17 protein-coding genes are annotated in these 22,193 nt (G+C 26.8%); 9 read left to right on the top strand and 8 right to left on the bottom strand.

Features of this window, described 5'->3' with window-relative positions; translation table 11 throughout:
• Nucleotides 1-992 precede the first annotated feature (992 nt).
• Together AJ887_RS06750 and AJ887_RS06745 are read left to right on the top strand one after the other, a co-directional pair.
• Nucleotides 993-2,450, top strand: coding sequence for a DNA methylase (locus AJ887_RS06750; RefSeq protein ID WP_070240620.1), 1,458 nt, complete (start codon nucleotides 993-995; stop codon nucleotides 2,448-2,450).
• The gene (locus AJ887_RS06745; RefSeq protein WP_060787623.1) at nucleotides 2,443-2,634 is read left to right on the top strand and encodes a hypothetical protein; all 192 of its coding nucleotides are present in this window, start codon (nucleotides 2,443-2,445) and stop codon (nucleotides 2,632-2,634) included. Before AJ887_RS06750 ends, AJ887_RS06745 begins: the two co-directional genes overlap by 8 nt.
• A 664-nt stretch (nucleotides 2,635-3,298) precedes the next feature.
• Here the strand turns inward: AJ887_RS06745 and AJ887_RS06740 are convergent.
• Complete coding sequence (locus AJ887_RS06740; protein ID WP_070285022.1) at nucleotides 3,299-3,505, bottom strand: hypothetical protein; 207 nt, start codon at nucleotides 3,503-3,505, stop codon at nucleotides 3,299-3,301.
• Between the two features lie 235 nt (nucleotides 3,506-3,740).
• Between AJ887_RS06740 and AJ887_RS06735 the strand changes: the two genes are divergently transcribed.
• The 4 genes from AJ887_RS06735 to AJ887_RS06720 all read left to right on the top strand — a co-directional run bounded on the left by AJ887_RS06735 (nucleotide 3,741) and on the right by AJ887_RS06720 (nucleotide 7,891).
• Complete coding sequence (locus AJ887_RS06735; RefSeq protein WP_070240622.1) at nucleotides 3,741-4,133, top strand: hypothetical protein; 393 nt, start codon at nucleotides 3,741-3,743, stop codon at nucleotides 4,131-4,133.
• 1,145 nt (nucleotides 4,134-5,278) lie between these two features.
• Nucleotides 5,279-6,286: a DUF3825 domain-containing protein gene (locus AJ887_RS06730; protein ID WP_070285020.1), complete on the top strand. Its 1,008-nt coding sequence runs from the start codon at nucleotides 5,279-5,281 to the stop codon at nucleotides 6,284-6,286.
• Between the two features lie 176 nt (nucleotides 6,287-6,462).
• A complete protein-coding gene (locus tag AJ887_RS06725) occupies nucleotides 6,463-7,125 on the top strand; it encodes a hypothetical protein (RefSeq protein WP_002871457.1) in 663 nt (220 codons plus the stop codon).
• A 154-nt stretch (nucleotides 7,126-7,279) separates the two neighbouring features.
• The gene (locus tag AJ887_RS06720) at nucleotides 7,280-7,891 is read left to right on the top strand and encodes a DNA repair protein Rad50 (RefSeq protein ID WP_052793810.1); all 612 of its coding nucleotides are present in this window, start codon (nucleotides 7,280-7,282) and stop codon (nucleotides 7,889-7,891) included.
• Nucleotides 7,892-8,222: 331 nt separating this feature from the next.
• Here the strand turns inward: AJ887_RS06720 and AJ887_RS06715 are convergent, their stop codons facing one another.
• Nucleotides 8,223-8,894 carry a Fic family protein gene (locus AJ887_RS06715; protein WP_186299775.1) on the bottom strand — a complete coding sequence of 224 codons (672 nt, stop codon included), beginning with the start codon at nucleotides 8,892-8,894 and terminating at the stop codon, nucleotides 8,223-8,225.
• Nucleotides 8,895-9,088: 194 nt separating this feature from the next.
• Here AJ887_RS06715 and AJ887_RS06710 point away from each other — a divergent pair, with 194 nt between their 5' ends.
• Nucleotides 9,089-9,316, top strand: a complete 228-nt coding sequence (locus tag AJ887_RS06710) for a type II toxin-antitoxin system HicA family toxin (protein ID WP_002790357.1) — start codon at nucleotides 9,089-9,091, stop codon at nucleotides 9,314-9,316.
• A 3-nt stretch (nucleotides 9,317-9,319) separates the two neighbouring features.
• A complete protein-coding gene (locus tag AJ887_RS06705; RefSeq protein ID WP_002779573.1) occupies nucleotides 9,320-9,679 on the top strand; it encodes a type II toxin-antitoxin system HicB family antitoxin in 360 nt (119 codons plus the stop codon).
• A gap of 345 nt (nucleotides 9,680-10,024) precedes the next feature.
• Here AJ887_RS06705 and AJ887_RS06700 read toward each other — a convergent pair whose 3' ends face one another.
• Nucleotides 10,025-10,921: a DUF6685 family protein gene (locus tag AJ887_RS06700; RefSeq protein WP_070283390.1), complete on the bottom strand. Its 897-nt coding sequence runs from the start codon at nucleotides 10,919-10,921 to the stop codon at nucleotides 10,025-10,027.
• 559 nt (nucleotides 10,922-11,480) lie between these two features.
• On the opposite strand from AJ887_RS06700, the gene AJ887_RS06695 reads away from it, so the two are divergent.
• On the top strand, nucleotides 11,481-11,906 hold the full coding sequence (locus tag AJ887_RS06695) for a hypothetical protein (protein WP_052781572.1): 426 nt from the start codon (nucleotides 11,481-11,483) through the stop codon (nucleotides 11,904-11,906).
• 153 nt (nucleotides 11,907-12,059) lie between these two features.
• On the opposite strand, the gene AJ887_RS06690 is transcribed toward AJ887_RS06695, so the two are convergent.
• From AJ887_RS06690 to AJ887_RS06670, 5 genes are all read right to left on the bottom strand, one after another.
• The gene (locus AJ887_RS06690) at nucleotides 12,060-15,002 is read right to left on the bottom strand and encodes a conjugal transfer protein TraG N-terminal domain-containing protein (protein ID WP_261659873.1); all 2,943 of its coding nucleotides are present in this window, start codon (nucleotides 15,000-15,002) and stop codon (nucleotides 12,060-12,062) included.
• 342 nt (nucleotides 15,003-15,344) lie between these two features.
• On the bottom strand, nucleotides 15,345-16,148 hold the full coding sequence (locus tag AJ887_RS06685) for a hypothetical protein (RefSeq protein WP_070285016.1): 804 nt from the start codon (nucleotides 16,146-16,148) through the stop codon (nucleotides 15,345-15,347).
• Between the two features lie 53 nt (nucleotides 16,149-16,201).
• Nucleotides 16,202-17,494, bottom strand: coding sequence for a hypothetical protein (locus AJ887_RS06680; protein ID WP_070285015.1), 1,293 nt, complete (start codon nucleotides 17,492-17,494; stop codon nucleotides 16,202-16,204).
• 10 nt (nucleotides 17,495-17,504) lie between these two features.
• Nucleotides 17,505-20,975 carry a hypothetical protein gene (locus AJ887_RS06675; protein ID WP_070285014.1) on the bottom strand — a complete coding sequence of 1,157 codons (3,471 nt, stop codon included), beginning with the start codon at nucleotides 20,973-20,975 and terminating at the stop codon, nucleotides 17,505-17,507.
• The coding region (locus tag AJ887_RS06670; RefSeq protein ID WP_261659872.1) for a hypothetical protein at nucleotides 20,972-22,193 on the bottom strand (1,222 nt) is incomplete at its 5' end. The genes AJ887_RS06675 and AJ887_RS06670, both read right to left, overlap by 4 nt.

Here is a 22,193-nt window from a genome sequence, read left to right as displayed (position 1 = left end):
TAAAAGTGCAACTTGTAAAGTGCCTTTATTGTCCTTAAATTTGTGAAATAAAAAGCCTTTTTTTGTTTTTAGTCTTAGAACTTAAAGGTGCGCCTAAAAATGTGCCATTATAAAAATTATTCACTACCAAAACAGGACGCGTAAAAAACTCATTTTTACCTTAAACTTTAGCACCGATATTTAAACCAATGCTAAGCCAATAAATCTTTTTTACACTAACTTTTCTGATTAATTTTACTTTGTTTAAGCTCTTTTTTCGTTCGTTCCAGCTGTCAAATTGCACTTCGTTCGTTTTATTCCTTTATATCCTTTTATATCCTTTGGCATAATGCTATGTAATGCTGTAAGCAGAAGTTTTATCTTTAAATATTTCTTTTCTCTATTTTTCTAAGTTTTTTCATTGTTTCTCCTATCTTTTTAAAAATTAATTCTCGATTTGTTTTTCAACTAATTTTCTCTTTCTTTTTTTAATTTATTGGTATTTTGGTTTATGATTTATATAAAAAGCAAGATCCTTATTATAACAGTTCCATTTTTTTAAATAGCGAAAAATGAAAGGAGTAATAAAGATTTTGAGATTTTTCGATGTATAAAATAAGGCAGATTTTTATTTTATCAATAGCAATTATTATTAAAAAAAATAGCAGAAAATTTCATTTGCCTATATTAATGTAACTTTTTATTACAATCAGCATTTTCAAAAAACTTTATCATTATTTCAGCTTAAATTTTATCATTTAAAATTAAACTTGATATAAATCTTTTCGTATACTTTGCTTGCTCGATTTAAATATATAAAAGCATAATATTGAGTAATACTATGTAATTTTAAACAAGGTATGGTTTTTGATAAAATTTTTAGATGAAAAAATCTACAAGCTTGATTGTTTTATTGATTAATTCCAAAACAAGAACTAAAAATTAACAATCTTAGTCTATTAAAATTCTTTTTATACAATTAAAAAATAATTATTATATACTAATGTGAAAATATGGATAATACGCAAAAATATGCAGCTATAGATCTTAAGTCATTTTATGCTTCTGTTGAATGCATTTTAAGAAAATTAGATCCTCTAAATACCAATCTTGTAGTTGCGGATGAAAGTAGAACTGAAAAAACAATATGTCTTGCGGTATCTCCCGCATTAAGATCTTATAATATATCAGGCAGATTAAGACTATTTGAACTAATACAAAAAGTAAAAACAATCAATTACGAGCGCTTAAAAATTGCTAAATATTTCAGTGCAAAATCATACAATCATCTTGAACTAATAAATAATCCCAATTTAGAGCTTGATTACATTGTCGCAAAACCTAGGATGTCAACATATATAGACTATAGTTCTAAAATCTACAGTATTTATTTAAAGTATTTTGATCCAAAAGACATTCATATTTACTCCATTGATGAAGTATTTATTGATTTAACTCCTTATATCAAACATTATAAGCTATCTGCTGACAAACTCATTGAAAACATATTATTTGAAATTTTAAAAACAACTCAAATAACAGCAACTGCGGGAATAGGAACAAATCTTTACTTAGCAAAAATTGCAATGGATATATTAGCCAAAAAACAAAATATTAATAAAGATGGACTTTGCATAGGGTATTTGGATGAAATGCTTTATAGAAGAAAATTATGGCAACACACGCCCATAAATGATTTTTGGCGTATAGGCAAAGGATATGCAACAAAACTAAAAAGCATAGGCATTAACAATATGGGAGATTTAGCAAGATACTCTCTTAATAACGAGGATAAACTTTATCAAATTTTTGGAGTAAATGCTGAGTTATTAATCGATCATGCTTGGGGGTTTGAAAGCTGTACAATGCAAGCTATTAAAGAATATAAAAGCAAACATATCTCTAAGGTAATGGCTAAGGTTTTGCCTAAGCCTTATAGTTTTAAAAAAGCTAGAGATATGCTTAAAGAAATCGTCGATCATATGGTTCTTGAGCTAATTGAGCAAAATTTAACATGCAATCAAATCGTTTTAGATGTACAATATGATAAAGAAAGCTTAGAAAAGGTACAAAGCTACAATGGTCCAATGAGCAAAGATTCCTATGGAAGATCTATTCCAAAAAATGCACATTCAACAATCAATTTGGATTACCACAGCTCTTCCTTGGAAGCTATTTGCAATAAAGGTTTAGAATTGTTTGATTTAATAGTTAATGCTGATTTTTTAATTAGAAAAATAAGTCTTACTCTTAATAATGTTGTAAAAAATGACACAATAAAAAATTTTAAAGAACCCAATCTTTTTGCCGACATAGAACAGAAAGAAAATAAAAATCTTATAAAAGAGGAGAAATTACAAAAAGCTAGACTTGCGATTGTTCACAAATACGGAAAAAAATCTATTTTTAAAGCCTCGAGTCTTGAAAATGGCTTAAAAATTAATTCGCAAATAGGAGGACACAATGCCTAATAACCACGATGATATTATTAATATTAAATACAAAAAATCTACAAAATATCCTCTTATGCCATTAGAAAAAAGAGCGGCACAGTTTGCTCCATTTTCAGTGCTTAAAGGATTTGATGAAGCAATTGAAAAAAAGAAAAAAGAAGTGGAAAGAAAGCTTGAAAAGTCTATCTATATAAACGAGTAATCATGTTTTTATGAGAAAAATATTTTAGATATAAAAATCAATTAAAAACAAGTAAAAAAATAAGTATTTTTTAAATAGTGTATTTTTTATACCACTTTTATCTCTATATATTTTAGACTTAAAATAAAATTAATTAAAATTAGTATTAAAATTTTATCTTTTTTTTCTGTGAATTTTCATATAAAAAATATTGTTTTTTAAATGATTAAAAAAAATAAAAAAATTATCTTGTACTTTTCACGAGCAAAAATTCAAAGAGAAAATTACAGCAAAACTATATTTATTTTGATTTATTTTTTTGTTTTTTTATCTATCTTTACTCTAAAATTTTTGTAAATTTTTCAATTAAAAAATACTCCAAATCCAAACCCACGAAAAGACAAAAAATAGTTTTAATTAAGCATTAAAAAGTCTAGGTTTAAGCAATGGCATTTTTATACCTACCCTAAAGCAAAGAATGCCTATAAATTGGAGATTTATAGTATTTTTAGAATGAAATTTATTTTTCTCAAAAAAAGGGTGTTAAAAAATTTTATACCTACCATACATTAACTTCGTTAATAATATTGCCATTTTTATACCTAACCTAAACCGTTTCACCCCCCCCCCTTTAAATAGAAAAGTCTTCTTCTCGCCCTTTATCACCTCATTTATTCCCCCTTCTTTATCCGCTACATTTCATTGAATAATTTTCATCATTTATCCCCTCATTTATCCCCTCATTTATCCCCTCATTTATCCCCTCATTTATCACCCCCTTTATACCCCATCTCCCATTCCTCCCTATCTTGCATTCTACGCATTCAAATCTCATCTTAACGCTATCCTTAACACAAATCCTTATAGCCTTTATACTCATTCTTTCTCTCATTTATCACCTCATTTATTCCCTCATTTATTCCCTTATTTATCACCTCATTCTTTCTCATTTACTCCCTATCTTTGCCATTTTTTAAACATATTTCTAGCATAAACTTTCCCTGATATATAAAAATACTCATTTCATACCCAAGTTAAATAAAAATACGGTATAATTTCATAAAGCACTAAAACCATAGGAGAAAACTTATGTCTAAAACTAATACACGCCCAAGCGAAAAAACAAAATGCACAAAGCCATAGAAACTTGGTTTACCAAAATATACCTAAACAAAATAATCCACAAAGAGAAAAACGATAAATTATTTATCAATATAACTAGCTGTCTAGCATTCATACTCTCAATCTATGGCAAAACAGATGAAAACAAAAGCAAAATGACACCTGCTGTTATGTCTTATATCAAAAAAACAAAAAACACTTTTATTGCCAAACTAAAAAGAGTTAAAAACCATGAGAGCATTATCGATTTACAAGCCAAATACCCAAAGCTTGATATAGTTTCAGCCTATCAGTTTCTAACACTCAAAGACAAATTCAAAATCACCAAATCAGAAATCCAAGATTTTGAAACACTAATCGATATTCTTTCAAAAAACGCCCAAAAATCAAAAAAGTAACCCTAAGACGAAAAAATACCATTAAAAAACCCTTTTAGCCTTTTAAGGGCTAATTCTGTGATTTTAAACACTATATCCACTCAAGATGTTCACATAAAATTAAAAAACCCGCAAAAATTAACCCAAAACAAAAACCACAGCACATTTCAAAATTGCAACGCAGTTTTGAAAATTCGCTAGAACTTCTAAAATCAGCCCTAGCTCTCATACTATCGCTATAAATCAAGCACAATCAAAAACACACGCCATGAAGAAAATTTTGCAGTTTTTGGCTCTAAAGTCTATTTTTGCCAAAATATTACATGATAACTTGATAATCAATAATGGCAACCACCTAAAAATAGATATTTTAAAAACCTTTTACAGATCGCAAAATGTCGGTAAAACATTGGTGATTACTTGCCCGCAATAATAAGCTTTAAATGCCTATATTTGGGCTATACTCTTGCATTATGCCCATTGGCTCAACTTTTTACATTTTTTTCAAAAAAAAGCAAAAGAACCTAAAAATAAGGGTTTTAACATAGATAAGCCCTAAATATTGATATTTTATTTTTTATTACACTTTTTAGTATATTTTTTTCAACAATAAAAATTAAATTAATATTAAAAACCCTATAAAATAGTATTTTAAACAAACTCTTTTTTGTAGTTAAGTTGTAATAAAGTTGCACTCAAGTTATAGTAAAAATAACATTAACTACATATTAACTACACTTTTACTTCAAAAAACATGCAAATTTTCACATTTTTGTAGCTAAAGTGTAGTGAAAGTGTAATAAAGTTGAACTCAAGTTGTAGTTAAGTTGAAAATAATTGTAATAAAGTTGCACTCAAGTTGTAGTTATGTTGTAGTAAAAGTGTAGTTAAGTTGAAATAAAAATTACATAAACATAAACTATACTTGAAGTAAAGTTGTATTAATGTGTATCACATATTGAAATAAAATTACATATTGCTTGAAAACAACTTGTAATATATATATTTTATTTAGTTGATTTGTAATTAACTCGCAACAACTTATATTTTAACTCCAACAGGAAAAGTAATAGGCACTCCTATTGAAGGAGCGGTTGATTCTGACATACTTTTTGGACTATTGAAAGGTTTAGAAGATTATAAGAAAGGACAATTAGGTTTTTAGCGTGGAAAAAAACATAGAAAAATTAATTTTAGAAGCCTATGAAGATAGTAAAACTAAATTTGACCATGTTACTACAGGACATATCAGTCAATATTTGAAAAGAAAATATGATTTAAAAATCAATTGTAGTAAGGCATTAATAGAAGCAGGCTTTGATCTTGAAAAAGATGAAAACGAACCTTCTTTAGTTTATATTCAAAAAGCTACCACAAGAAACAAGACTTCAAATCGTGATCAAATTCAAAACAAAGTTGAAGAGAAACCTTTGTTGTTTCAATTTGCCTATTTTCCAAATTTTCTAAATACACTCCAAGAGCTTTCCAATATAGCTCAAAAAGAATTTTGGGGAAACGGAAATAATATTTTATTTTCTTATCTATTTAAATATTTTGAGTTCATTTACGAAAATAAAAGCTATCCTGATATTATTACTTATAATAAAGACAAAACAAAGGCATGTTTCAATACAGGTTTGTATAGTACAGGTGTTTTTCCAATATTTGCATGCTTTGAAAAGCAGGAAAATGGAGGATATATTTTTAGAAAACTTTGTTCTAATGGAGATAGAGTTTTAGATGATTTAGAAATACCTAAATCTTTAAGCGATTATGATACATTCAAAAATGAAATCATTTTTGATAGTAAATTAGATTTTAGAGTAAATCATTTGCATCTTTTTGAGAGAAAAGAGCGATTACCTGAAATTGTGAAAAAACTAAATGATAGGTTCATAGGACACATTATTAATGGTGAATTGAAAATCATCAAAGATAATTATAATCTTCAAAAGATGATTATTCCTGCAGCTTATAAGCAAAGAGTAGTTTTATACATTCCTTTGAAACTTCAAGAAGAATCAGTTGATACGATAGTTGTAGTTGAAAAAGAGGAAGTTAAAAACGAACAGTATTACGCTGTGAGAACTATACTAAATCCGCAAGACAATATTTACAAAACCGCAAGAGTTCTTTCGATAGTTGAATCTGAATGGGTAAAAAACACCATTTGAAAGTAAAAACATTGGTAAAATAGGCTTTTAAGATAAGTCATTTTACCATGTAATTTTATTTCCAAAAAAAGAAATGGAAAGAAAGCTTGAAAAAAGTACTTACAAGTGTGAATAATAATATTTTTTGTAAAAATTTGATATGATTTAAGAATATTAATCCAATATTAGAGAAATTCATGCCAACAGAACAAACCGATCTTGAATATTTGTTTTCTAAAGAAAGATTAGAATCTTATAATAATATTTACGAACATTTTGATAATTTAAAAATGATTGCAAGCATAACAACAAAAATAGCAATACTTGAACTAGTATTAAGAAATTTACTAGATAAACATATGAAAGAAAAAGATTTAGAATGGTTAAGAAATTATAACGAAGAAAACATCAAACAAAAAATAATTAAATTGCAAAACAAAGAAATATTAGATAACAATCAACTCATTTCAAGAATTTCTTTAGGAGATGTAATATTTATAATTAAGCTAGAACACTTAGAGGCAAAAATAATTAATTCTTCTAATATAAATTTTAAAAAATATTATGCACACAACAAAGAATATTACTTTCACTATGTAAATAATAAAAAATATAAAAATAGTTTTAGCAATATAGAAAAAGCAAATATTGTTCTTAACCTTTTACTCACAATCAGAAATAGAAGTTTTCACTGGGAAAATTTATATAAAACAAAAATAACAAATCAAAAGGCTTTAGCTCCTAGAATCACCACAAAATCACATAATACCTTTATAGGCGTTATGCCAAATAAAATCAATGCTTTTTTAAGTGATTTAATAGAGAGTTTTGAAAAAGATTTGAATAGCTACTTAAAATAGTATTTAAGATGGGCGATCTCGATCCGCCCTTATAATGATTTTAAATTATATCATACAATAAAAAAATTGTCAATTTAGTTTATATTTAGTATTGCTCTAAAATGTTGATTGTATAATAACATAATATTTAGATTTTCGTTTTAAAGGAGTGCAAATGAGTGATACTATTATTTTAGGTATTTTATTAGAGAAGTACAATAATGCTAAATATAAAAAAGTCGGAAACTGTATTAAACTTCGTTATCAATATCACGATGTAAATGTGAATTTATATTTTGATGGTTATGATAAAAATTATCCTTCAACTTCTATAATATTAGCAATGGATAAATCTTACTATATTACTTCTTTTAATGTGGATAATTTCGATGAAAAAAATCAATATTTAGATAAAATTCCAGATCCTATACTTAATCTTATTAAAGATGAGAATAACAAATTAACTTCATTTTATAATGAGATGAGAAAGCGTATCAAAGAAGATAATTTCCAAAACATTAGTTACAGCAGTGACATAGTGTTTAATAATACTATGCAATATAATAAAAATAAAGAAAATGGTAATCCATTTTTTCATTATATTAGAGCAGCAGTAATGACACCTGAACATTTTAAAAAATTATTCCATAGTATGAATATTTCAAAAGAAATTCTCATGAAAATTCAACAAGCAGGATTTACCATTGTAACTACAAACGACCCCAATAAAAGAAAAAATTTTTATGAGGAACTAAAAAGTAAAGAAATTTTTATAGAAGTTTTATAATAGAACATATTAACGATAAAGACTTTGCAAGAACAAATAGCCGAAAGCCACGCCTCTTTCGGTTCAATGTTTTTTGTTACAATTGTATTAAGCTTAGACTAAGTGTGGTTTTTATAGAATTTTCAACGGTTTTTTAAGTGAGATAATCAACAAGCTTGATTATCTCGTTAATTAATTCTAAGACAAGAACTAAAAAATCAATGACTACTCATCATGTCTCCTTCTTATAACCGAAAGAGTAGCCATGCTTAATACACTTTAATTATAGTATTTTTGAATGAATAAGTTTTAATGTTTTATATGAAAATTTGGGTGTTATCTCAATTCTTTCCTATAATTTGTTTTTTTCTTCATCATTATGAAAAACCATTGTTTCAATACAATTTTCTTTACAAAATTGTTTTATTTCATAATTATTGTTTGTTTCATAGAATTTAACAAGATGGGCAAAAAACTCATTCATATCATTCTTAGCAATTGCCAAAATACCGAATCCATTTTCAATTAAAATTTTATTAGCAATTAGCATTGAAGTTCTTTTATTTCCATCAAAAAATAATTGACTTCTCATAAGATATAACATCAAATCCAATGCTACTTCTTTTTTATTTTCATTTTTTAAAATTGTTTCTATATTTTCACTAACCTCATAATCAATAGGTAATTTTGGTTTAAAATTTGTTCCACTTATTTTAACATCAGCTGTTCTTAAAAATCCTGATTTATGAACCAAATCTCTGCCTACAATCCTATTAAAGTCCTGTATCAAACTCAAACTAACTTTTTCATTAATGGTATCAAACAAATAATTCCAAGCTCTTTTGAGATTTAAAATTATTGTTAAATCTTGTATTGTTTTATCAGGAACACTAAAGCCATCTATAATCATTTGAGTTTCAGGAAAAGTAACATTTACACCTTCTAAATTCGCGGATTTCCAAATAATATCTACAAGGTTTCTTTTTGCTAAAAATATATTTTCTTCTAAAGTTAAATTTCTCATTTTAAATCTTTCCTTCATAAAAATCCGCCTTGAGTTTTAACTCTTGGCGGAAATAACCCTAAAGGCTTAACTATGAAACGACATAGTAAGCGTTTTGTGAGATTATATCTAAACTTTATTAAAAGAATTGCGTTCGGTTTATAAGTGATACTTAATAAAAAGTGTGTATAATACATACTCATAAGGATATTATAGTGAGTAAAAAAGATAAAATTATTAAAGATTTAAAAAATAATCCTAACAATGTGCGCTTTGAAACGCTTAAGATTTTATTAGAAAGCGAAGGTTATGAATGTTTTAATAAAGGCGGTTCACATTATCAATTTAGAAAAAAAGAATGTGATCTTATTACTATTCCATTTAAACGCCCTATAAAGGCTATATATGTCAAAATGGTTTTAAAAGCTATAACAGGAGAATGAATTATGAAAGACTTAGATTACTATCTTAATCTACCTTATGAAATTATTATAAAAAAACTTGATGAAAAAGATGGCGGAGGATATTTTGCAAGATATAAAGATTTCCCTTATATTATGGGAGATGGTGAAAATGAAATAGAAGCCTTAAAAGATCTCAAAGAAGCTTTTAAAGGAGCATTAGAAGTTATGCTTGAAAAAGGTGATTATATTAAAGAACCTATTGATAATGAAGCAAAAATTAGAATTAATATTACCTTGCCTAAAAGCTTAGTAGAGGCAATAGATACAATAAGCGATAATAGAAGCAAATTCTTAGCCGATCTTGCAAATAGCGCTATAAAATCTTATAAAATAAGCACCTAAAAATTGACATAGTTAAATAAAAAAAATCCGTTTCAAACCCCTAAAAAATAGGTATTTTATAGCAAAAAACTTGGCTTTTTTGATGAAATTTACTATAATATAGCTTGTATTTAAGCACTAATAAGGCTAATCTTCCGATTGTTTAGAAAGGGGGTGGCTATGATTAGAGAAATAATCGAATTTACGATTCTCTTTTTGGAGACAGTAAATAAGATAATCGATTTAATCGACTATCTTTTAAAATAACTTTCTTACAACTATTTTATAAGATCCACGCTTAGTCTTAGCTTAATACAATTGCAACAAAAAACATTGAACCGAAAGAGGCGTGGCTTTTGGTTTACATTATTTTGGATTTGAATGCTTTTTTAATTCCCTATTCCAATAAAAGAAATACTTTGAATCTAGTTTATTTAGTATATTTAAAATAAAATTATTTATTTTATTTTTTTTGAAAACTATTGCATATGTCTTATCATTATTTAATTTGTAATTTTTATAATCTTGTGCTGTAAAAATTTGATTAAATAAAGAATTTATTTTATATATATTATCCTCATGGGTTATAAAAATTTCATACTCTTCTAAAAGTTTTTTTAAATTATATTGATTTAATTTTTCTATTTTTATCCTAGCTTTAACTTTATATTTATCTTGGTTGTTCCTTAAGTGGTATAAAGCAACCGCAAAATGATGAGAACCATTATGATTATTCCATTCATACCAATCAGCCCACTCATAATAAGTGAATTCTAAAATTTTATCTTCTTGAAAATGTTTAATACATGACTGTAAATCCCATCCACCCTTTTTATTTAATGCTCGAAAAGTATCAAAACCAAATAAATAAATTATATCTCTAGGATCTATATTAGATTCATATAAATTAATATTAGCAAAATAATTAGTTTCGTTGTTAGAACTTGAGCAAGAAATTGATTTTACAACTCCTAAATCAAAATCATCTATTTCTTTATATTCATCTTGTTTAAATAAATTGCTAAGTAAACCAATAAAATCATCTTGCTTTTGTAGCCATTGTCCATCTTTAGTATATACTAATGAAGATTTTATATAATATTCATTCAACTTTAATAACTTAATTATACCCCCAGAAAACGAGAAGCAATTAATATTATCATTCCAAGAATAGTTTAGTTCTTTTAAATCTAAATTTAATAATTCAAACAATACCTTTTGAATGCGATAGTTTTCCAGATACAATTTTATTTTTTCTAGCACTTTATTCCTTCAGCCACCAATAAATTAAGTCTTTCTATATTAATCATATAAAAAAAAAGCTTTTGATATAATTAAACATTAAAATAAACAAATCATTAAAAATCTAATATTAATAAAATCAAGACAATCAATGCAATTAATTTTATAAAAACTACATTCATGATAAATCTTAAAAAATATTTTTAAACTATTCTTGAATATAATTCTTGCTATGTTTTAAAAATTATTTAGTTTAGAAAATTTTATAAAGGTTTTAACTATGAAAGAAAAAGAATATAACATTGTGAATAATTTGCTTAATCTTGATTTTAATAAATGTGAAAATATATTTTCACTTCATGAATTAATAAAAAGAATTGCGACTATTGTTTTGTAAAGATGGTTCTAATGCTAGAAACAAAATAGCACATGCAAGATTTTCCCAAGTTAAATAAAAAAAAGAACCTCGTTAAAACCACTAAAAAATAAGCATTTTATAGCAAAAATACTTGCAAAATTTATTAAAATATGGTATAATTTTATTAAAAATATGAATAAGTTATAATTGAAAGGAATAAAGATGGATAAAGCAGTAAATATGAAATTAAAGATCACTTTTATTGTGTTTCTTGTATTGATTTTGACTAATATAGGCATTTTATTTATAAGCAAGAATGAAATATTTACAAAAACACTTATAGGCTTAATAGCAACTGCTTTCATTTTATATTATGCTTTAGCTTGGATAAAAACCATAAAAAGTATTAAAAAAGATAGCTCTAAAAGTGGAGTTAAAAATCTTTTCATAGGTATTTTAAAATTGCCTTATGAATTAGTGAAAGTGGTTTTAAAGATCATCAAAAAAACATTTTCTTTTTTCTTTGGTTTAATAGATGCTTGGGTTGATGATACAGTTAAGTCGAGAAAAACCTTAGATGAGTTTAATTCAAACGAACAACTAAATGGAAAATCGTTAGATCTCTCAAATATGAGTATGCTTAAATGATATCTCCTCAATAAGCTAGAAAAATTTCTAGCTTATTTTAATTATCATTCTTGCAAACATTTTTCAAATTTTTATTACATACTTAATATTTCCACAAATAAAAAGCAAAAACATATTTTAACAATATTTATAAGCAAGCCTAAATTAGCTTGCTTATTTTAAAAATTCAGGAGGTATTTTAGGCGCAGGAGGAGCAGAATTATTATTTCCGCCATTTGAAGGTTGTATTAAATTACCATTCGCATCTCTCGCACCTGTCCAAAACTTAGAATCAAGAAGTTGAGAAGGATTATTTAGGGCTGTTTGAGTTACAGTTCCTAAAGCATTTACAGTATTGTTAAATGAACCTTTTGCTCCATCAGCAGCCATTTCTGCAACCTTAACACCATCATCAACTGTTCTTGCAGGAGCGCCTTTATTAAATTGATTTACCGCATTATTAACCTGTCCTTGAACTTCTTGTTGCACTGTTCCTTGTGAATTACCTTGTCCCCAAGCTGTGTTTTGTCCTGTAGTGTTAAAATGTCCTTCTGCCATAGATTTCTTATCAGCTTCATAACTATTTCCAAATCCTACGGCTGCTGAATCTACTGTGCCATAATTGCCTTTATGGATTGCAGAAGCTGTAGAAGGACTATAATAATTTTGCATACCTACAGAACCCATAGTGTTTTGCGGACTACTAAAATCTCCTGCGCTAAAGTATTTAGAGAGTTGTTGTGGATTATTAACACTCCATCTTTGGAAATCATCAGAAGCCATTGCCATAGCTTTTCCGATATTACCACTATTCCAAGCATTTGTAATTGCTGCATTATCACCTGAACGAATGTAATTATTGAGTGCTTTAGGCACAGAATCAGAGTTAACATTGCTTGCAAACGATTCAACCGAGCTATATTTATTAATAGCTGAATGCACTTGAGAGAATTCTTTACCTGTAAAGGTTGAGAAAGCATTATTAAGAGAGGCTCTAGCTGAATCATCACGAGCATAAGTAGAAGCCACATTATCCCCAAAGTCCTTAGCCCATTGTTGCATTTCTTTTTCTGAGAATTGAAAGGTTCTACTTGTACCATCAGCTTCTTGTATTTTAATATCACCTCCTGCTATACCTACAATTTTACCTCCTGCTTCTAAAGCCGACATAATTTGCTGCGCCCTTTCATTTCCTGCTTGAGCCATCTTATCAAATGCCATAGTAGAGCTTGCTTTAAAGATTTCTTGTGCTTGAGCATTAATACCATGAGAGGCAGAATGATCAAATGCCATATTAGCAACAGATTGAGAAGTTTGTCCTGTTTTTAAAGCATCGCTAATACCTTGAGAAACTTCACCTGCTAAAGAAGCTTGTTTTGATTTCATATTACTAGCACTAAGTCCTGCAATGTTAGCAGCAGTAACGCCTTGCATATCACCACTTATTTTAGAACCTGTATTTACATCAGCCACAGTTGTTCCACCCCCTGCTATGCTAGTAGTAGAATATCTACTGCTTCCTATGCTAGTAGCACCTTGCAAACTCACTACCCCTGCATTCATCGCCCAAACTTCATCTCCTCTAGGAGCAGCAATGCTAGTTTGCGTAGATAGAGCTTGCTGATTTGCAAAGCTTCCAGCAGCTCTTGAAGCACCTGTTAGAGCTTGAGATAATCCAGAAGCAAAAGTTATAAATCCTTGCTCACTTGCTTTAGCAATTGCATAAGCTAAAACAGGAGTACTCATTACAAGATAATTCATGAAATTTGATCTATTTGCTACTTCTTTGAATATAAGCATGTTATCTCCTAAGCTTAAAGCTGCTTTTCCACCTGTTATTACTTGTGCAACATTCATAAGATTAAAATCATTTATAAAATTAATAATACAAAGTATAGGAGTCCAAAGTACTATCCAAATACATAGAGTAAAAAACATCTTAATATGAGCGTAAGAGCCAAATACAATAGAAAGCAAAGCAACAAGCCAAGATAAACCTATGATAATAGCTGTTAAATAAGCTTTAGCTAAAGGCAAATAAGTTTGTGCCATGTGTCCTTGTGCTTGCATACTTGCGTAAAATTGCTGATCCGCATAAGCAGTATTTGCAGCCACAGAAGCAGGATTTAATCCTACTGATTTAGCGGTATTAATGATTGCATCTTGAGAAGCAAGCATTATCATGGATTGCTGTAAATAAGATCTAGCACTTACAGCTTGTTCGTTATAGATTTGCGCAGCGCCTAAGAACTTTTGCTCATAATTTGTCATATCATCTACCATACCAAGCAAAGCAGCATGAATCTTCATAGCTTCATCTGTATCGTTTTGAATCATTTCAACGATTTGAGGACCTGCATCAGAACAAGGCACAACACTTTGTTCTTCAATATTATTGTTATTTTTAAACAAAGGAGTAAGCTGAGAGCCATTGCCTATGTTTGTGAAAAGATCTTGCATTAAATTATCAGAATTTTGAAAAAGATTTCTACCTTGTTGATTAAGTAAGATACCTACTGAAACGCAGTTTCTAAAATAAAAATCAATATTTTTTTGCAAAGTTGCATCAATAGCCGAAAGCTTTACGCTTGGTAAAGTACTCATCACTTGAAGTGAAAAACCTAAACCTGCGTTAGAAAAATTTGTAGATTGTGGAGTTGAAAAATGTTTTTCCATAGCTTCTAGGATAACCTTCTCAAATTGTGTCATTAATGCAAAGCTTTTTCCTATGCCTATAGGAATTTGAGAAATGACATAATCTTTACTTGTTACTTCATCGTGAATCATGAAGCGGTGACTATTGTCATTTGGCGCCCTTAAAAACATCTGCCACACTACAGCAAAAAGTATAAACATTTTTCCAAATTCAAACACAGGATTTGTTTGTCCATCCATTGCTTTTTTGATACTAAAAAGCAATAATGAGATAGCTAAGGCTGCATTAACGATATAACTTGTTTCAGTGGTTATACCTTTAACAGCTTGCATGATTTCATTCATCACATCGCCATAACCCCAAGTATAAATTAAATTGCTATTAGCTATTTCAGTTGCACCAAATAAAAATGAAGGTGCAAAAAACAAAGTGCTAAAGAATAAAAAGTAAAATCTTTTCATGGATTATATTAAAGAAGTTAAAGAGTTTATTTGGTATAATTATAAAAGGTAGATGCCAAAGGCGGCTACCTTTGGCATTAATCATAACCTAGAAAGGCGGTGATTAAATTGTCCAATAAAATTATAGTAATAATTATACTACTTTGTATAATTATAGTCAAGTGTTATTAACACTTGATTTCCCCTTTTTTTAAGGGGAGCTATAATTTTCCCTTTGGCTTACCAAACAAACTTTTAACTAAGCTTCTCTTCTTCTATTGAATTTCTATATTATTTTATATTTTTTATTTGAACTAAATAATAAACTTAACAAGATTTAAATTTACCAAATCTACTATCTTTTTACTTCAATCTCACATTCATAATCATATTAGATAAAAAGATACTATCTTTATCAAAGTCTTTTGAGTTATATTCATTTTTTGATTGTATAGTTTGCATAGTTTGCATTAAAGTTGAAAGATTGTATAAACTTAAACTTTCTAATATATTTATGAGTTCTATCTTGCTTAAAGTATTAAAATCATTTAACAATCTAAGATAATTACTTATAATAGAAGAAGAGTGAATACTATGAAATAAAATTTTATTTTTTATATCTTTTTTAATAAAAAATTGATTATTTTTTATATAAAAATAATTTCTAAAATGATTATTGCTTATTATTTGATTATAAAAACTTAAAAGACTTTCTTTGCTGTTTAAGTCTATAAAATTAAGATAAAAATTCTTTTCTTCTAAGGCTAATTTTAAAGCATTAAGATTAGTAAAAGAAGTATTAATATTTTCATTATTTTTTAAAGCATAAACGATATTTTCTTGTTCTTGTTTTTGGGTAATAGCATATTGTAATAAAGGATTTTTATAATGTGTATCGCTATTGATTAAAACATTGATATAAAAAGCTTCTTTGCTTTTCTTAGTTAATTGAAGCAAAGATAAAAGTGTAGAAGGGATATAAAAAGAATCAAGCTTTAAATTTAAATACTTATCATAAGTATTTATATAAGTTAATTCTTGACTAAAATCCAAAGCTTGTTCTTTTAAATTTAAAAGCATTGTTCCACCTAATCCTAATAAAGCTAGATTTTTGAAATTCTCTAAAGCTTTTCTTTTTTCTAAATCGATTTGAAGTATTTTTTGCATTGTTTTTCCTTTTGTTTTTATTTTACTTTAAATATTTTTTTATTTTGATTAAATTACTCTTTGATATTATGCTCTTTAGCATAAGCTCTTATCTTAGCTCTTAAATCCTCTGGAAAATTATATCTATATATAGCAGGAATTCTTGGGTCAAGGAGTTTGTCTAAATATCCTCTTTTATAAATCCATTCCAATCTTTCAGGTGTAAAATAATAAGGGGCATTAGGATAGCCTTGAGGTGGGGTTAGGGCTGCTAATTTGGCATGTAATATTAAAGTATCATTAAAAAGTTGAGCCCTTTCTTCACTCCAATCATTAGGTGTATCGGTTTCATAACCTTGTCTCATTCCATTTTTATACCCTCCCCTATAACGATCAAATTCTCTTCTGCTTTCATAAGTAGAATCTACATCCCTTGGATCTTTTATCTTACCCTCAACTATATCACTTCTTAAGGCTTTATACATACTTCCAAATTGATCACTAGCTATATCATATTTATTTAAATCAATCACCCAATCTACTCCCATAATCTCATCTATAAAAGGAAGCATACCAAATTCATCAGGTTTTAAAGTCTTAGCTAAGGTTTTAATCTCTTGTTCTCTTAAAGGATTTTTATGCACTCCTACTAAACCACTTCCTACAGCAATATCTGCATAACCATAAATAGCACCTAATAAATTAGGTTTATCTAATATACTACTTCCTCCACTTAATTGTATATAAAGTATAGTAGCTTGGATAAATCTTGCATTAAAACCATTTTGAGACATATCATTAGCTAGGTATTTATAATCACCTAATATTCCTGCTGCCATACCCCATTCATTATGAAATAAACTTGATCTTAGATTATGTTTATTATCATCTACTATTCTATATAATTTTTCATATTTAGGATCTACATTTCCTTTTTCATCTACAGCTCCTATAGCTTCATAAGGTATATCTATAACAACACTTCTTATACCACTTCTTATAACTAAATATTTATATCTTTCTTTTTTAGTTTTTAAAGATTTATAATAAGCTTTTTCTGCTTTAGTCCAAGGAGCTATGCTTCCTTTGATAGGATCTTTTAAATAAATACTTTGCCAATCTTTAAATTCAAGTAAAGTAGATTTCTCCCCTGTGTGAAATTCAGGATCTAGATACCTAGGTTGATAATTAATATAAGGAGAAGTTCTTAATATACGATCAGCTTCAAACAAAGCTTTGGAATATTCTTGGGTGTATTTACCTACTTCACGCCCATCTTTTCTTTTATCAAATATAATTTGATTTGTATTTTTATCAACTTCTAATATAAGTCCATTAGAAGTATAAATCTCGTAAGTTTCACTCATTTTTATCCTTTCATCCTATATATAAACCATCTTCTATGATTATAGTAGTAGCTAATCTGCCTATGAATTTGTTGGAATAATCTTGGGATTTGTTAATATCATTAAAATCTTCTTTATCTTTTCTTCTATTTCTTTCATTATCAACATCTTTATTATTTATCCCCTTATACATCACTTCTAAATTATGTTGTCCTATGGCTTCTAAATTTTCCATCAATCTTCTTGCTTTTTGCCTATCTTCTATGAACTTACCTTTTTCATCTTGAGTGGTATTATAAATCCCATTTGCATATTCATATAAAATTTGTATAGTATCATTATAAGCTAAGATAGGGTGTTGTTTTATCACTGGGTGTTGTATTTTATACTCTTCTTTTCTTTGAAAATGCTCTAGCTTATATATATTACAATTTCTAAGTTCTATATTGTTTTTTTCAAAAAATTCCTTATCATTTAAGATATATTTGCCTTCATTGATTTTATCTTCCATAAAAGCACTTCTTTTTTCATCTAAAATAATATAAGATAAAAGTCTTTTTAAGGCAAATTCCCTAGCTTCACTTGAAGTTGTAGCACAAGCAATACTAGGATAATAATTAAGCCCACCCGTGCATAATAAAGAACCAAAAATAAACTCAGATAAATCAAAACTCATAAATCTAGAATTTATTAATAAAGGATAGGTTATATATTCTTCTTTTTTTACAGCTAAAGGAAAATCATAATTGTAAGTAAATTTTTCATACATTAGTTTTTCATATAAAATTTTCAATCTTTCATAATTTGTAGGCAAAAGTGTATCAATAAAAGATCCTGCTAAATTTTTTAATATATCCACGCTCAAGTCTTTACTCATTTTAATAGAAAAATCAATAGCTAATTGTTTTCTTACTTTTGATATCAAATGAATTTGCTTAGCTTTATCTAATCTTGAAAAACTCTTTGACTTTTTTAATTCACTTGCATATTCTAATTGATTAAAATAATAATAATTTGTTCCTATTTGATATAAAAAAAGCTTATTGAGTGATTTTTTACTTTTTGGATTAATTTTTATAAAACGCCCCTTAGGGCTAAGTGCATAAAATATCCCTAGTTCTTTAAAAAAATGTGCTTTAAAACTAGAAAATAATTTATTACCATAATACTTTTTATCTAAGCTTGAATCTATAAAAAATAAAATCATTTTTTTAAAAAAATCAGGCTGACTCATAAAAAATTCTGTAAAAGGAAAAAGTTGCTTAATGATATTAAAAAAAGTAATATCTATAGATAATTTTGCAAGTTCTTTATCAAGCATAATATCTTGAATGCTTTTATCTAAATCTTTTTTTGAAGGAAGAGTTTTGTCTGTTTGTATATTTTCTTCAAATTCAATCTCCTCATCAAAGCTTTCATTTAAGGTTTTTAAAAAATTTACATAAGTTTGATCTTCTTCTTCAAAATCATTTTCAAACATAGCTTTGGCTAATTCATCTAAATAAATAACTTCATCTTCTTTTTTATTTTTATTTAATTCTTTAGATAAAAAGATATAAATTTTTTTATCATTATCATAAAAATAAATATCATCAGGGATAAATGAAATATACTCATTAAAATAATTTGGTATTTTAATCTTTTGATAATTACCAATATTTGCCTGAAACAATTTATATCCCAAAGAATATTCTTGCGTAAAAGCTAAGTCTTTTTGTAAAACATACAAAGTTAAAGTCAATAAAACAACCGTTAAAGGTGAGTATTTCTTAAAATCTACATTTTCATATGTTTTAAACATTAATGTTTCTGAGTTAAGATTAGATTGTGTTTGGTCATAGCGAGAATTGATATTATCTAAATAATTATTAAAAAGCTCGACATATTCTTCTACTTTTTCTTTTTCTTTTTCGCTAATTTCTTCAAGTTCTTTAGGCAATTTAAAAAAGCTATCAATATAAGCAAAATCTTGCTTAACTTTTTCATATTCTAATCGTTCGTTTATATGTTCTAATAAATAAAGTTTCATCCAAGAATATGTTTGATTATAAAAATTAAAATATCCCTTATATTTTTGATAAATCTGTCCATCAAGTTTCACAAAAGGACAAAGTTGCAATACATAATCATCTTCTTTTTTAACATCTCTTTCTATAAAATAAGAACCATAATCTCTTTTGCTAGGAAAATCGCCTTTTAATGCAAGTTTTTCATTTTTTGTAAGAGCTTTGGGGCGATTTTTTATTATTGCTCCTAATTTTTTTTGATACAAGTCCTCACAAAGTCCTGCATTGTTAAGCTGTGGTGGATTAGTAATAAGCAAATAATTTTTACCCATTTTGGTTGTATTGATTTGATCAGTATTTTTTTTATCTAATATCATTTCTACTAGCATGGAAGAATTTAAATCAGGATATTCTGCATAAAAGAAATGATTGAGTTTAGAGATATTTAAATTGATTGCTTTTTTTAATGTTGTATCAAAATTATTTAAACTAGAATTCACTAAAAGTGTATTATCTAACTTTTCATTTTCAAATTTTAGATTATTTTCTAAAAAATTATCAAAAATACCTTGAAATTCTTCATCTAAAATAACTTTATAAAAACTATTTTTATAAAGACTAATAGAAGGTACATTAGAATAAGATGAAAAATCTAATAATACTTTATCATCTATAATTAATACATCAGATAAAATTTCTTCATTGCACAAAGCGATAATAGGATAAAGCTTACTAGTAATAAGCTCTAAAAGTGGATAAGCAAAATCATAATAATATTTTTGTTCCTTATACTCTTGATACTCAGCAGAAGAATTATAAGCTTCAAATAATGTATTTACAACAAAAACATAAGGATTTTTTTTGACTAAAGAGACAGGTTTTTTAAGATTGGTTACAGAATCTAGTATATTGATAAAAAATTTTGCTATAGCTCTAATAATTTGCTTATATTCATCATCATTAGATTGAGTAATATTTTTTAAAAGTGTATTAAAAAGTGTATCTAGGGTAAGTTGTATCTTTGGTTTAATTTCTTGCTCAAAATAGTTAGATTCTTTGATATTTTTTAATAATATATTTAATTCTTTTTGAATTTCTTTTAAAAAATTTTCAATATTTTCTACATTGTTTTCATCAATAATTTTATTGAGCGTTTTATTTTCATTTTGATTAATTGCATTATTTAAAAATTTTAAATTATTAAAGATAATTTTTTTAATGCTAGATAAATTTTTATCAGAGCTAAATTTTTGTTCTTTTGTGATTTCGTCTTTATTGGCTTGATTTAAATGTATGATTTTAAAAGTTTTTGTATTATCAATTTTAAAATTATCTTCAATAGTATGTAGTGTCTTATACAAAGAATTCTTAGCTTCTTTATATCCATCAAAATCGCTGCATATAAAAATAATTTTATTAGCATTTTTGGTAAGATTTTTTAACTCAATTTCTAAATTATGATTTGATGCAATTAAAGTAAAATTTTTTATTTTCATATTTTAACCCCATTTACCACCACAAATTTACAAACATAAAGCTCTTGTTTTCTATCTTCATCTTCTAAGATTTCATCTAGTCCTTGTGCGATTTGAAGTTTTAAATTTTGCATTTTTGCAGGAGCTAAAAAACTAAAATGATATTCGTTTAATTCTTTATTATCTTCTAAAGCATTTTTGATGATTTTATCATACTCATGTAGCTGTGTAAAATACCCTACTCCTAAATCTTTATTTTCAAATTCCTTATAAGCACTTTTATAAACTTTAGCAATGTTTTTTGGGATAATAAAATAAAGTTTGATTAAATTAGTATCAAAGCTAAGATTTAATTCTTTAAATTCATAATCTTTACTAAAGTCTTGTTTGAATTGATTAAGAATATTTATATCCTCTATATCTTTTAAATCTTTTAAATCTATATTAAATTCATTTAAAGCCTTATCTTGTTCTTTTTTTTCATTATTGATTAAAAGATTATAGATAGGTAAATTATCTTTTTGAAATCTATCACTTTTATAATGAAGTCTTATTATAGGTTCTTTTAACTCTATTTGATTTTTACTTTGTTCTCCTAAGCCCTCTTTAGGATCAAAGCTGTGATCAAATTTAAACTTAGTAGGAGTAAAGCTTACTTTTAAAGCAAAGCCTTTATCTGTTTTACAAGCTGAGATGAGTTCTTGTAAGATTACATATTCATTATTGACTTTCTTTTGAGATAAGGATCCTTTTACATTAACAACTTTAGTACAAGGAACACTTACACCTGCTATAGTATTAGGACAAGCTACTATACTAGAGTTTAATAAATCACTTTCTAGCATTATAGGCACACCATCATCTTTAAAAGTTTTTCCTTTGTTTGATTTAAGTATGACTTTACCTCCATGGATACATTCTAGGTTTTGATTTTCTAAAAGAGCATGAAGTTTAGCTATAGCTTGTTTTTTATCTACTTGTGTGGTTTTTTGTTCTTTTAAAGTGTTTGAAATTAAGTCTTTATACTCTAAGCTTTGTTTGCTTAAACATTCTAATTTAATATTTAAAGAATTTTCTATAATAGAATAATTAAGCAAGCAAAGTTCATCATTTTTATAAAAGATACTAAGTCTTCCTAAACCACTGCTTTCATCTTTAGGAGAAAAATAATAACTGGGTGTATCTTGTTTTATAGTATTATCTTGATCTAATTCTCCAAAGTAAAAAGGATTATTAGGA

Source organism: Campylobacter sp. BCW_6466 (assembly GCF_001762835.1).
In the GTDB taxonomy this organism is placed as follows: domain Bacteria; phylum Campylobacterota; class Campylobacteria; order Campylobacterales; family Campylobacteraceae; genus Campylobacter_D; species Campylobacter_D jejuni.
This window is presented reverse-complemented; position numbering and strand designations above follow the sequence as displayed.